This window comes from Pseudoruminococcus massiliensis, from assembly GCF_900291955.1.
Taxonomy (GTDB): domain Bacteria; phylum Bacillota; class Clostridia; order Oscillospirales; family Acutalibacteraceae; genus Pseudoruminococcus; species Pseudoruminococcus massiliensis.
Genome location: NZ_OLMR01000006.1, coordinates 126,831 through 139,265 on the forward strand (window position 1 = coordinate 126,831; position 12,435 = coordinate 139,265).

Annotated in this window: 13 protein-coding genes and 1 pseudogene; 1 reads left to right on the forward strand and 13 read right to left on the reverse strand. The window is 38.3% G+C overall.

The features are described from left to right. Window positions 1-677: 677 nt before the first annotated feature. The 3 genes and pseudogenes from C9914_RS11805 to C9914_RS08790 all read right to left on the reverse strand — a co-directional run. Window positions 678-908: pseudogene (locus tag C9914_RS11805) on the reverse strand (VOC family protein); the annotation flags it as partial. Window positions 909-1,448: 540 nt separating this feature from the next. Then, window positions 1,449-2,072: a GNAT family N-acetyltransferase gene (locus tag C9914_RS08785; RefSeq protein WP_106764833.1), complete on the reverse strand. Its 624-nt coding sequence runs from the start codon at window positions 2,070-2,072 to the stop codon at window positions 1,449-1,451. A 103-nt stretch (window positions 2,073-2,175) separates the two neighbouring features. Further along, entirely contained in the window at window positions 2,176-2,772 is a 597-nt protein-coding gene (locus C9914_RS08790; RefSeq protein WP_106764835.1) for a TetR/AcrR family transcriptional regulator, read from the reverse strand. A 257-nt stretch (window positions 2,773-3,029) separates the two neighbouring features. On the opposite strand from C9914_RS08790, the gene C9914_RS11935 reads away from it, so the two are divergent. Continuing rightward, window positions 3,030-3,191: an SHOCT domain-containing protein gene (locus tag C9914_RS11935; RefSeq protein ID WP_306373308.1), complete on the forward strand. Its 162-nt coding sequence runs from the start codon at window positions 3,030-3,032 to the stop codon at window positions 3,189-3,191. A gap of 393 nt (window positions 3,192-3,584) precedes the next feature. On the opposite strand, the gene C9914_RS08795 is transcribed toward C9914_RS11935, so the two are convergent. The 10 genes from C9914_RS08795 to C9914_RS08845 all read right to left on the reverse strand — a co-directional run bounded on the left by C9914_RS08795 (window position 3,585) and on the right by C9914_RS08845 (window position 12,219). Then, complete coding sequence (locus C9914_RS08795; protein WP_106764837.1) at window positions 3,585-3,923, reverse strand: hypothetical protein; 339 nt, start codon at window positions 3,921-3,923, stop codon at window positions 3,585-3,587. Next, on the reverse strand, window positions 3,886-6,792 hold the full coding sequence (locus C9914_RS08800) for an InlB B-repeat-containing protein (RefSeq protein ID WP_158707385.1): 2,907 nt from the start codon (window positions 6,790-6,792) through the stop codon (window positions 3,886-3,888). The genes C9914_RS08795 and C9914_RS08800 overlap by 38 nt, the downstream gene beginning before the upstream one ends. Continuing rightward, window positions 6,708-8,027: a hypothetical protein gene (locus C9914_RS08805; protein WP_106764841.1), complete on the reverse strand. Its 1,320-nt coding sequence runs from the start codon at window positions 8,025-8,027 to the stop codon at window positions 6,708-6,710. The genes C9914_RS08800 and C9914_RS08805 overlap by 85 nt, the downstream gene beginning before the upstream one ends. 269 nt (window positions 8,028-8,296) lie before the next feature. After that, window positions 8,297-8,713 carry a hypothetical protein gene (locus tag C9914_RS12070; RefSeq protein ID WP_456238922.1) on the reverse strand — a complete coding sequence of 139 codons (417 nt, stop codon included), beginning with the start codon at window positions 8,711-8,713 and terminating at the stop codon, window positions 8,297-8,299. A gap of 207 nt (window positions 8,714-8,920) precedes the next feature. After that, window positions 8,921-9,295, reverse strand: coding sequence for a hypothetical protein (locus C9914_RS08820; RefSeq protein WP_106764843.1), 375 nt, complete (start codon window positions 9,293-9,295; stop codon window positions 8,921-8,923). After that, a complete protein-coding gene (locus tag C9914_RS08825) occupies window positions 9,270-9,710 on the reverse strand; it encodes a hypothetical protein (protein ID WP_106764845.1) in 441 nt (146 codons plus the stop codon). Before C9914_RS08825 ends, C9914_RS08820 begins: the two co-directional genes overlap by 26 nt. Beyond that, window positions 9,710-10,207 (reverse strand): DUF4417 domain-containing protein, encoded by a 498-nt coding sequence (locus tag C9914_RS08830; RefSeq protein WP_106764847.1) that lies wholly within the window; start codon window positions 10,205-10,207, stop codon window positions 9,710-9,712. Before C9914_RS08830 ends, C9914_RS08825 begins: the two co-directional genes overlap by 1 nt. Continuing rightward, complete coding sequence (locus C9914_RS08835) at window positions 10,167-10,829, reverse strand: ImmA/IrrE family metallo-endopeptidase (RefSeq protein WP_158707386.1); 663 nt, start codon at window positions 10,827-10,829, stop codon at window positions 10,167-10,169. Before C9914_RS08835 ends, C9914_RS08830 begins: the two co-directional genes overlap by 41 nt. A gap of 5 nt (window positions 10,830-10,834) precedes the next feature. Beyond that, on the reverse strand, window positions 10,835-11,173 hold the full coding sequence (locus C9914_RS08840) for a helix-turn-helix domain-containing protein (RefSeq protein WP_022263938.1): 339 nt from the start codon (window positions 11,171-11,173) through the stop codon (window positions 10,835-10,837). 278 nt (window positions 11,174-11,451) lie between these two features. Further along, the gene (locus C9914_RS08845) at window positions 11,452-12,219 is read right to left on the reverse strand and encodes a zinc ribbon domain-containing protein (protein ID WP_106764852.1); all 768 of its coding nucleotides are present in this window, start codon (window positions 12,217-12,219) and stop codon (window positions 11,452-11,454) included. Window positions 12,220-12,435 lie beyond the last annotated feature (216 nt).

The following is a 12,435-nucleotide window of genomic DNA, read 5'->3' on the forward strand; positions in this document are numbered from 1 at the left end:
CGGTTGCGGTTGTGGCAATGACACTTCTAACAACAGCGGTTGCGGTTGTGGCTGCTAATTCTCCTTGTTAAGAAAATGGGGCTGTGAAGAAACGAAGTTTAAGACTTCATTCTTCGCAGCCCCTTTCAATTTTTGCAAAAATAAGGCAATTGTTTAAAAAGGGTATACTCTCCCTTACCCCAAACAGTATAATAACGGTGTGTGATAGAAAATGTGCGGAAAAAATGTTACTATTCGAATTTAAGTCAAAGGATATTAGCAATCCTTGCTATTTCCATTACCAGTATCTTCATTGTAATTCCGCCGGACATCACATAAAACCAAATCTGTCTCATATGCTGCGACTTTGCTATCGGTGTTGCAATAGCTGCAATGATTATAATTGCAGCTCCAATACAGCCAATCAGATTCGGGATGCTGATAAGCGGGAATACTCCCGGTGCGCAGCTTCCGTTAATCGTGTTCTGAATCGTCTTGTCTAATCCGTCCCTTGCCGCTGCAAAACAGCATATCGTAAGTCCATATACCAGAAGAAACAGGCTTCTCCTTCCCCAATAGTTAATGTTTGAACGATTAACTATGGATTCTCCGATAAACCACCAATATAAGCAACATGATTGTTGTAATTGTCGTAACAGTACTTCCAAAATATAATTTCATAGATATTTACCTCATTTCTACTCAGTGATTTCTATCAGATTTCCTTCAATTCCTCTAATGCAGCTTTCATAGTATCCGTCTCTGGTAGTTCTCGGACCGCTGACAACCTGATATCCATCACCTTTTAACCTTTCCGTCAATGTATCCACAGAAGCCCTACTTCCTACACTAAATGCAATATGAACATAACCAGTTCTCAGCAATACTTTTTCATTGTCAACCAAATCTGACTGGTTCATAATTTCCAGTTACAATAGCATAAAAAGTAACCCACCCTTTATCATCAACTGAAGAAAGACTATCACAACGCAATAGGTCTCTCTTATCATTGCAAAATATAAGACTGCTATTATGCTGATCAATAAAGAACTGATGGTAATATGATTTTTCCCATTGTCTATGCACATATGATTCAATACTAATTTTGCGATTCCAAGTAGAACGAATGCCGCTATCAGAATCCAGCAGATGATGCAAATCCAACCATTTGCCGGCTTAAAATCCCAGAGATTTACTGCTATTACAAAGCCATCCATCTGTTTGGAGTATAGTGGCAATAGTGCAAGCAAAATTCCGGTTAAATCGACAGCTCCAAACAATCAATCACATATTCCTTCGGTACGATATTCATTCCAAGTGTACCAACCAGCATCATTCCCAGAGCAATTCCTGCAAACACACCGAAGCTTCGATATTCTTTACTCTTTGCACTGGCGACTATAAGCATTACAAGCGAAACGATGGATAGCAGTACAACTAAAATCGTTGAAAAGATTTACATTTTCATTCTAAAATATCTGCCCAGGCAGCCTTTTCTTTTCCTTATATGGAAACTGCCTGTCAAATACCTCCACTTCCTTTTCATCCACCAGATACCCCACTGGAGGTGCATACTCTCCTGTAATTCCATTAAGATATCCTGGTATCAGTTCTTTGCACAGAAAGAAAGATGCATCCTCGCCTTCCAGCAATCCATGATAGTGGATGCCAAACTCACTAGCCTGTCTGAATCCACTTTTTCCATAGAAATCAATATTTCCCTCAAAGCATAATGCACCACAACCAAGTTCTTTCGCTTTTTCCAACGAGTAGTCTAATAGAAGTTTTCCATATCCTTTTCTCTTTAGCTTTGGTGTAATACAGATCGGTCCCATGGTCATAATCGGAATACTTCTGTCATCATCCGCTGCGATTACAGCTTTCATGAACATATTCTGTCCAATCAGCTTTCCGTCTTTTAACATGACAAAATCCAGTTCCGGAACAAATGCCGGATCATTTCGAAGTTTGTGGAGTACATAATGCTCCAAGCATCCTGGACGATACACATTCCAGAAGCCTTCCCTTACCAGATTTTCTACCTCTCGATGCTCATTTTCTTTTTCCAATCGAATCATAATATTTTCTCTCATTTTCTTTTCTCTCCATTTCTTTTTGGTAGTGTAAAATAAAATCCACTATCCTAAATTCAAATCTTTTAGAATTAGCAGCTCTGCGTCTTTTGCGTCTGGCTCTTTAATTGTTCAGTTTCAAAGCAATATCATCGATGACATTTTCAAACCTGTCTTTTATCTGTCCTTTCTCCTCTGCACCATCATACAGGCTATAATAGAAAAACATAACCGAATAGAACATATCTGCCTTATTATCAGCATCTTTCATTCCCATGCCTACAAATAAATCTTTCACATATCCTGCCGGTCCTGCTACAAGGTACTGCTGATACAATGCCTGCATTTCTTCATTTCTGAACTGTTCCAATGTAAGCATCTTGCGGAAAGATGCGGCAAAATCATTCTCCGTCCAATACGCAAACATATCTTTGCTGTACTTTATAAAATTCTCCAACGAAACCTTATCATATTGATCCGGCATACTCTCTTTCTCATCGGCAGGCATATCATTTGATTCTGCCTGTTCGCCATCACCCTGCTCCATACGCTTTACGATATGGTCAAAAATATCCCTTTTGCTCTCGAAATGTCTGTATAATGCTCCTTTTGTCATGCCAAGCTCCCCTGCAATCTGGCTGACAGACACAGCTTCATATCCATATCTGGCAAACAAATGTAATGCAACAATCAAGATATCTTCCTTTGTTGTCTTTGACATACTCCATTCCTCCAAAATTACCATGTAATAAACGACCGTTTACATAGTAATTATAGTGAACGGTCGTTTATTTGTCAAGAAGTTATAACATTATAGCTATTTTTTTCCCTCTGATTGACTTTATATCAGCCGCATTGCCATTGGTTCGGCAGATTATAATATGAAGTGCAATAAAAAATAGACTTCAAAGTAACTAAGGTGTAAGCATACTAACATAACACAGAGGTTACTATGAAGTCATATAAACATTTTACACTATAGAGTTCCAACAGGATTACGACTATTTTATGGCGCAGGAAGCTGCAAGTATGCTACTCTCCGCTGGACTTATTTCCTTAGTGGAATTCAACAAATTAACTCAAATAAACCGCAACACATTCTCTCCGATGTTAGCCGAGATTATGCCCAAAATCACTTGATAAATGTAGCGTTTAGAGTGATGTATATTATAGATTACTCGTTGGAGAACCGAGCCATGTGGAGACGGTTGTATTGATGTCAAGAAAAGAGGTTTTACTCCAGTTTTATTCAGATTGTATCAATATATAGAATTTTTATATTATTGAGTGGTAAAGTATCGAGAAATACATCAAACGTCCCAATGTTAGATCTTAGATACATTTTTTTCAACATTAAAAATGCAAATAAAAAGCAAAAAAGATTGCCGGAACTCACTTTTTGTGAATTTCGGTGTCTTGTTTGGCTGTTTTTTACAGTATCCTTTTATTGCAACATTCATAATATCAAAACGCAGGCAAAAATAGCTTTTGCCTGCGTTTTATTATTTATGATTTAAATACTAATCAAAATAATCAATTTGTCTTTTTACGTCTCATAACTGTGATGAATACAATACCTGTGATGAATACAAACGCTCCTATAAGTATTGCCGAAAGAACAGTTACAAAAAGTATTCTGTTTTCGCCGGTTCCGGGAACCTCAGTAGACTTTGAGTCGGATTTTTCATCTTTGTTTTTATCTTTGTATTCACCGCCCGTAAGCGAAACAGTAATCATCTGATCCTCTTTGACATTTTCAAGAGTATACTCGCCTGTTTTCTTGTCGGCGGCAAGCTGCTTACCGTTTACCGTAAGCTTAGATATATTATTATACTTATCGGGATTTACTGTAAATTTGAAATCCTTCCTCAAATGTGTTGTCATCAATTCTAACAGCGTGCGAAAGCTTTGAAACAATGTTCAGGCTGTTAGAAAGACTTGAGGATTTCTTAATGCTCTCTTGGTAAAGAACATCGCTTACAAAGCTCTTTACTGCGGTTTTGTTGCCCTCAACGGTAAACATTACCTTAAGCGTTCTTCCCACACCTACGGATTTAAGAACTGGGAAACCGTCGTTTACCTCATCACTCGGAGAGGTTCTGAAATCATTTCCGAGCTTATCTGCTACATCTGTTTTCATTTCGGAAGCAGTACAAGCGTCGCCTACGCATCTTTGTCCGTTAGAATTTGTGTATGCGTATTCGCAGAGATCTTTATCATACCAGCAGTTTAAAACAGGTGCGGACGCTCCGCAGATTGCTCCTGCCGTTATAAATCTGTCGAGGTTTTCGGTTTCTTTAACAACTCCCTCGTTGTAGCAGTCGAAAATCATATTCTTTTCAAACAGTGAGTTGCTTCCCGCAATACCGCCTACGCAATAAAGCATATTTCCGACAGGTCCAGAAATGCTTCCTCGATTATAGCAGCTGAAAATTAAACCTAAATTTAAGCCGGCAATACCTCCTACCTTGCTTTCATATACTTGCGTTGTGCCGGTTTGAGTTACTTCACCCGTAAAGTAGCACTTGTATATCATACCGCTGTTCCAACCGACAATACCGCCCATTACAGCGTCACTTTCGCTCTTAATAGCTGCGTTTTCAACGCCTAAATCATATATTTCGGCGTCAACATCGGCAACTCCGAAAACGCCTGCATATGCCTTATCGGTAATCGTAAAGTTTGAAATTACGTGTCCCTTACCGTTGAATTTACCGTTGAATTTGTGCGTTTCATCTCCGAGAGGAGTAATCTCTGCACCGTTGAAGTCAAGGTCACTGCCAAGCTCATAGTAAGCATCCTTATATTTGTCGTTAAAGTTATACAGATTTGTAGCCAAGTCCTCAAACTGCTTAATCGTTGAAATAATGTACGGCTTTTCCTTTGTTCCGTCTCCGGAGAAGGTTTCGTTAAAGTGATATTCAACCTTAAACGTTACGTTTGAATCAGGCATTGTAAGTGAATTGTTTTTAATTGTAACTTCGTTTCCGTTATCGTCAAACGCTTTTATACTTTCAATTTCTGCGTCATACTCTGAGCCGTTTTGAACGGTTGCAGGTGTAAGCGTAAATTCAACCGAAGTACCCTGTGCAGCCATTTCGGGGTTACAGCTTATTGTTCCGAATTCGCCCTCGTAGCCCCAGAAGCCGTACATATTCATAAGCTCACTGTTGTTATCAAGCACAGGCAGACCGTTTACAACGCTCTTGGTGCTTTTCCAGTGATAATCGTATTTCTTTGCGGTAAGAGTTTGGTTCATCGTTGCGGCAAATGCAGAGCATACCATTTTTTCCGCAGTGATGCGGCTTGCTTTTGTTTCGTTCTCTCCGTTTGAATAGCAATCGGTAACTTTCATTTGAGTTCCGCCGCATATCTCTTTAAAGCTCGGTTCGGCTTTAACACAATAAGCGTAACAGCCCTCTATCGTTCCGTTTCCTGCGCCTGCAATTGCTCCTTCGTTTTCAATATTCGCAGCAATCGGTTCGATAACGCCGCAGTTTCCGATAACGCCGTCGTTTACGGCTGCAACGGAACCGCAGTATTGGTATGCCAATTTAAAGCTAAAGTTTTCAAGCATAAGGTTTTTAATTGTACCCTTATTTGTACCGAAAAGTCCTGCCGAAGCCTTGTTGCAGCTTAAATTTCTGATAAAGTATCCTTTACCGTCAAACGTTCCCGTAAAAGGTGCTTCGTTTGAACCAATCGGCAAATAATCCGAGCCTGACATATCTATATCGTTTGCAAGAATATAGCTTGCACTCATATATTTGTCCGAGGTCTGTAAAGAAACATATTCAAGCTCGCTTCTTTTTGAAATAACGTAAGGCTCGTCCTGCGTTCCCTCGCCGTCTTTAATTCCCGTAGATGTTTTCAAATAAATATACACAGGCTCGTCCGGCATTACAAAGCTGTTGTCTTTAATCTCTATTTCATTTTGCGTAACCGTTCCGTATGCACACAAGGAATCCTTACTATAGCCATAAGGAATGTCTGCGTCAACCGATACAACCGAACCGACTTCGGCACTGTCATCGCACTTTACGCTTCCTTTCCCGTCAACAGATGAAGTAATAGAATAGGCATTGCTATATTTTGCGTATATCCTTGTCGATTCATAGGGCATATAGAAAGAATATTCGTAACTATCCTGATAATTTTTCGGTAAATCGCTCTCATCGGCAAGAACTGTTTTAACGCCGTTTTCACGAACATAATAAAGCTGTGTAAGGCGGTAGCCGTTCTTAGGGTTTATCTTAATGTTCACAAGAGTTTTCGGGCTTACCGAAGAGCCAAGCGTTTTTCCGCTGCTATCTGTAAGAGTGGCCTTTACGTTTGGTCCACTTAAGTTACCAATCAAAGTAGGCTTTAAAATTGTTTTTGAATTTTCGTTTGAATTTGCAACCCAAAGCACCGTAAATGTTTCAGCGGAATTATCCTTGTAAATATCCTTGGTGTTGATTTCCTTGAGCTGCTTATCATCATTCGTTGTAGCACTGTATTTTGACGTGTCTATTGCCTTTGACTTTCTTGTTATGTCCTTTGATAAGATGTCCTCATCCGACTTTATATTATCAAATGGGAAATAATCTCCCTTCACAAATTCATTCGTAACATTACCGTTTTCATCGGCAACATTTCCGATTCCGCCCAATTCGGCTATATAATAGAAAGGATTTTCTTTGCCCTGCTCTTTATAAATTTTTGCGAAGAACTTATTTGCGTCGGACATTGACGACGGCATATTTTGTATTTTCCGTCACGACTTTTTAACAAAGAATTAAATGCTTCACTATAATAATAGTCGTGTGGGTCAATAAATACGTAATTATCGACTTTTCCAGCATAAATATAATTTTTGATTTTTTCGCTGCCGTTCTGGATAAAGGACATATATCCGTTGTCGTTATTAACAACACGATAAGCGGGAATCTCATTATGATAAGGGTCAACTCCGCCACTTGTAGATACGCCTATCATAGTTGTGTTAAGATCCTCATACTCCATAAGCGAATCCGTACCCGTTTGGTCGCAGTTGTTGTTTATGGCGTTCATAGCCTTTGTGTATCTCTGCTCAAAGGTTTTAAGATCAGCCTCTGCTGCGGTTTTTTGAGCCTTAGTGCTGTCTTCGTTATCCATAACAACATCATAGTTGTAATATGTAAACTCACGGTACAAAACCAAAAGGTTTATAAGTGGCTCAATCGATTTGTTTGCAGCCTCTTTAGTAGCGACAAGCGTTTGATGCTCAAAGGGAACAGTTCCTTTACATCTATCTTTAACCGCCTTTACATATGTAGCATCGTCTGCGTTATGCTCTATCTTCTGATCCGTATCGCCTGTAAGCGACGGCTGATCCGACAAAACCTCAGAAAGTGCGTCTACCAAAGACACCATATCAAGACGCTTGTATTCCTTCTGCATTTGAGCAAGCAAAATGTCAAGCTCGTGCAACTGCTCGTCGGTCGGATTATCGCCAAGCTTTGAAGCTGCTTCCGCATATTTACAGTAATCCTCCCACAGCGACTGATACTTTGAGCTTATATCCGTAATACGAGTGTATTCGTTTGTAACGTTTTGGTTATAGATAAGACTTTTTACCTCTCCGAAGCCCTCACTTACGGTTTTCGAAAGATCCTTTAAGTCCTGTTCTATAAGCGTAACTGTTTCGAGAATTTGTTGCGATGTTTCCGCAATTTGTTTAAGTCTCATTGATGTTGGTCCTGCTTTATACTTGTAAACAAGATCCAAAATTTTAGAATCCGTTGAATCGGCAGCTTTTCCGAGAAGCTTCATCGCCTGTCTGGAAAGCACGGTGGTTGCAACCGTTGTAAGCTTAGTAGTGATAAAGCCGCCTGCTGCATTAACAGAAACATTTGCGGAAGACGATGGTATTATGCAAAACGATGAAATCAGCATAATAAATACAAGCACAAAGCTTACGCCACTCTTTAGTCCTTTTCTGACTGTAGAAACCATAATATTCCGCCTTTTAATTCTAAATTACGACAAATGCGAAATTTAGTATAATTTACAAGTTAATATTAAAACATAAAATAATAAAAATCAACGCTTTTTAGAATTAAACCTACAAAAAGTACGTTTAAGTCCTTGCCGTTTGTAATTATCAATTATTTCATTTTTCGGGTTACCCAAACTATTGACATTGAGCCTCATTATTTTACGCTTATATCTATTTTGGCGGTTTTGTTCATCTACATTCTCTCCTTTAACTTCCGATTTATCGTTTACTTTAATTCTATATCCTTTTTAATATACTTACCACTTTTTATTCTTAAGTCCGTTGGTTTTTCAGCATCTGATGGTATAGCCCAATATGAGCCTATCTTAACTGCTCCAGAAATTCTTCCTTCATTGCAAAGCACCTGAATTCTTCTAATGGATATTTCCCATTTTTCTGCCGTCCGCCTTATTGATAGGTATTTCATACACATACTCCCATAAATGAAACAGTTAATATTTCCTTCATCGTATTCTTCAATTTTTCCAATCTGTTCGTTTAGGAACTCCTTCATTTCTGCCACCCTCTGTTTCAAGCCTTCTCGCTCAGCACTCTTTGTCATTAAATTCTGTTTTTGTTCTCTAAGCCGTCCTTCTGTAGATTTCTCCACATTTTGAGCAATAGCAAATGCTTGATAGTGCATATTTAGAACTGTAGACTATTTTCTTTCTGTCTTTTCCACTATGAAGATTGGCTCGTCTTAATAGTTCTTCCTGAACCTTAGCATATAATTTCCTTGGAATAATTGCCTCATGTAAGTAGGTTTTTCGCAAAAGAAAAGAGGTGTCGCAATTCGCTAACACCTCAATTTTTTAGTATTCTACATCTTTTTAATCCACCGTATAACAAACTATATCCTTTTCGCTTTTACATTCACACCTTTCTTTATTGCTTTTTCAAGTAAAGATTTGATAAGATTAAATACTTCTTTCGTTTCATCAAATTCAAAAGTCTTTTCTTTATAAAGCATCAAATCTTCAAGATACTCCGTAGGATTGATTTCATAGACGCCACCGTTTTCTGAGAAAACACCTTCAAGCTGATGATAGTCTCGTGTAAAGCCTTTCCAGCCTTTACCATCAAGAGACGGGCTATCAAAAATGTCGTCAAAGTAACCTTCCCAAATGTGAATAGCTTCATCTTTTTCAATACACAGAACAATCTCGCTTTCGTCCTCATATCCCTCATAAAAAGTAAAATTATTTTTTAGGTTTCCAATGTCCATTATCTAACATCTCCTTTTGCTCTTTTGTTGCAGTGCCATTTTTTCTTGCTCGTATAGCTGCCTGCCATTCTTTCTTTGACACCCATTTGTTTTTTCCAACAAGTATCTCGTGTTTAGCAGGACGAGCGTTTTTTCCATATCCAATACCCGCTTTATCACGCTGAACAACCCAACTATCGCCTTGCTCTTTCGGAGCGTTCGGTGTTCGAGTATGCCAACGACTTGTATAAGAGTAATCGCCTTTTTTCCAAGTATATTTTACTTGTTCGTATCCGTTTTTCTGTTCCTCTATAATAATAGCAGATGACGGAATCTTAATTGGCGAACTCTTAGGTAATGTATTTTCAATGTAATCCTTGTGTTTTTCTTTACTACCATGAGTGCCTCCGAATTCACCATGAAATCCTGCTCCCATCAGGCACTCACCGCCTTTCGGCTTCTCATAAAGTCGCTGTCAAATTGCAGTACTTCAATGCCTTTTTCTTTGTATGGAGTAAATATCTTATCCGGTGCCACCCCATAAACAACAAGGGTACTTGGCTCTAATCTGTCAACCACATACTTTAATCCACTAACAAAGTAGTTGCGGTCAGACAACAGTTTTATGCAACCGTGCGAACCGACTGCTATTGTCCCATGCTTTTGAATACCTGCACAAGATAACTCATATGTACGTTCATCTCCAAATCGGATATTCGGGATAACCGTTACACCGTTTTCCTGCAGCCAATGACCGATTGCACGGCTACGATAAATATTCCACTGCTGCATTACAAGTGGCATATCCCGATATACGCTAAAATCTGGCGTGATTACGCCCCTAAATTTCTTTATAATTGGCAAATACTTATTCGGAGTAGTCCAAATTCTTTCAAAAGCAACTATTACGCTCTTGCTGACGAATATATTCATTTTCAAAATCGTATGTATTGCGAACAGGACAAATTCTATTTAGAAAATCGGCATATTTTATGAGGATTATGTCATCAAATTCTTTTTCCGCTCTTGAACGCCATTCCACATTTGTTCTTGCCAATGTTTCTATCCTTTTATCTGCCGCCTGAGCTGAAACACCAAAGTTGGTTTGCAAGAAAAATCGGTTTATTCTTGCCCCTCTGTTCTGGCACTCTCTAAGTATCTGTTCAGGCATAAGCAACTGTGCTGCAAAATAATTAGTTTCAACTTCATACCGATGGTATGTGTCCTCATCTTTTTTAGAAAAATCATGACCGTTAATCTCATGTCCTAATTCGTGCAGTATTGAAAAACGGTTATGTGTATCCGGCTTTGTTTCATCATAAAATATGATTTTCTTTCCCTGAAAACTCATTATAATAGCCGATTCACTTCCAAATGCTGTGATGTCCACACCGTATTTTCTTGCTTTCTTAAAAGAACGACATACAATCGGTGTTTGTTCCTTTACTAAATCTTTCGGCGAAAACGGAAATGTTTGAATTGCCGATGATTTTACTAATATTTCATTAGCTTTTGAATATGCTCTTGAAAAATCTGGTTTTTTACTATTCGGCAATCTCATCACTCCTCGTCATCATCAAAAATATCATCAAATGCTGCTTTTAATATATTCTCGGCTTTTTTTAGTTGGTCTGAATCCAACTTGCCAAGATTGCGTTGTAAATATTGTAGTTCTCCACGTGGTACTTCTGAGACAGATTCAGACGTACCAAGCAGATAATCTGTGGTAGTTTCTAAAGCTTTCGCTATTCTGGTTAATACATCACTGCGAGGCGTCCTGTCTCCTTTTACATAGTAAGACATTGCGGATTCAGTAACTCCAGCCTTCTGTGCCAATTCTTTTTGGTTAATTCTATTTTGCTTCATTAATGCGATAAGTCTTTCACTAAAAACTGACATATTATCAACCGTCCTTTCGTTTCCTCTTTTTCTTATTATACTCAAAATTATAAGTTTGTTAAGTTTGTTTTCACTATATCTTGTTTTTCACTTCTATTTTCAAACAAGATAATGTATTTATACGCTTATCGCTTCAACATAATTATAATTTTAATCAAGATAACTTGCAATAGTGTTTATAGAAAAAGAAATGAGGTGTCGCAAATTGCTAACACCTCAAAATTTCTTTTCTTGCACTGAAATCATTAACTCCAATGGCTTACTATTTTTTTCTATTCTCATCTTTTCTTATACAATACAAGTTCCGGATTTTTACCGTCTTCTTCATAAGTGCAAATAAGAATAAAATCCATATCTGCAACAATGCCGAAACATCTATCGCCGCCGTATTCACATTCAAGCTGATTGCCCAGATATGTCTTTGCGTCATTCAAAAACTTAACCGCTTGCCCATTCGGAAGCTGGTACTCAAGATTTACATACTTTCCGACAAGTGCATTCAGTTTCTCCACCTTTGGCATTCCGTCAACATTCAATTCGTTAATCTCATTGATTAACTTTTTCTTGAATTCTTCAAACTGACCGTTATCACTAAGCTCATCATATTTCTTCCAGTAATCCAAAGTAGGAAGCAGCTCTTTCATATAAGAACGGGCTTGTTCCTCCGTGAAATTCTCGCTTACCATATTCTTAACACAAACTTCAATCAAATCGTCCATATCATTGTAAGTATATGTTCCATCGGCATAACACCACTTACAATACTCCTCGTTGAAAGAACCATCGTGATTGTGTCCGATAATATCATCATCTTCAAGCGGCATTCCGCAGCATTGACAAATAAGCTTTCTCGGCGAGCCTAAAAGTGTATTTATGGAAACATCGAATACTTTTGACAGCAATTTCAATGTTTCCGTATTCGGAACTGTTTCTCCGTTTTCCCAACGTGAAACTGCCTGACGACTTACAAAAACTTTTTCTGCAAGCTCAGCCTGCGACATTCCCTTTTGAGTACGAAGTTCAAGTATAACCTGTTTTGTATCCATTATGCAGTACCTCTCTTACACCTTTATTATAGTCTCACGCATTATCTAAAGCAAGCAACTCGCAGTTGCTGTCCTTATTACTCGGCTTTTGGATATATAATAAAAAAGTGGACAAGTATGATAAAATAGAAGACAGAAAAAGGAGGAATAAAAAATGTCTTCAAAAAATCCGAAATACACCCAGGAATATAAGCAAACAATAGTCAATCTGTACCA

What these genes read in the sequence shown, in the direction of transcription:
- C9914_RS08820 (WP_106764843.1), bottom strand. Translation starts at nt 9,295, where the DNA reads ATGGACATTGGAAACCTAAAAAATAATTTTACTTTTTATGAGGGATAT.
- C9914_RS08840 (WP_022263938.1), bottom strand. Translation starts at nt 11,173, where the DNA reads ATGTCAGTTTTTAGTGAAAGACTTATCGCATTAATGAAGCAAAATAGA.
- C9914_RS08830 (WP_106764847.1), bottom strand. Translation starts at nt 10,207, where the DNA reads ATGAATATATTCGTCAGCAAGAGCGTAATAGTTGCTTTTGAAAGAATT.
- C9914_RS08825 (WP_106764845.1), bottom strand. Translation starts at nt 9,710, where the DNA reads ATGGGAGCAGGATTTCATGGTGAATTCGGAGGCACTCATGGTAGTAAA.
- C9914_RS08805 (WP_106764841.1), bottom strand. Translation starts at nt 8,027, where the DNA reads ATGGTTTCTACAGTCAGAAAAGGACTAAAGAGTGGCGTAAGCTTTGTG.
- C9914_RS08790 (WP_106764835.1), bottom strand. Translation starts at nt 2,772, where the DNA reads ATGTCAAAGACAACAAAGGAAGATATCTTGATTGTTGCATTACATTTG.
- C9914_RS08845 (WP_106764852.1), bottom strand. Translation starts at nt 12,219, where the DNA reads ATGGATACAAAACAGGTTATACTTGAACTTCGTACTCAAAAGGGAATG.
- C9914_RS08800 (WP_158707385.1), bottom strand. Translation starts at nt 6,792, where the DNA reads ATGCCGTCGTCAATGTCCGACGCAAATAAGTTCTTCGCAAAAATTTAT.
- C9914_RS12070 (WP_456238922.1), bottom strand. Translation starts at nt 8,713, where the DNA reads ATGCACTATCAAGCATTTGCTATTGCTCAAAATGTGGAGAAATCTACA.
- C9914_RS08785 (WP_106764833.1), bottom strand. Translation starts at nt 2,072, where the DNA reads ATGAGAGAAAATATTATGATTCGATTGGAAAAAGAAAATGAGCATCGA.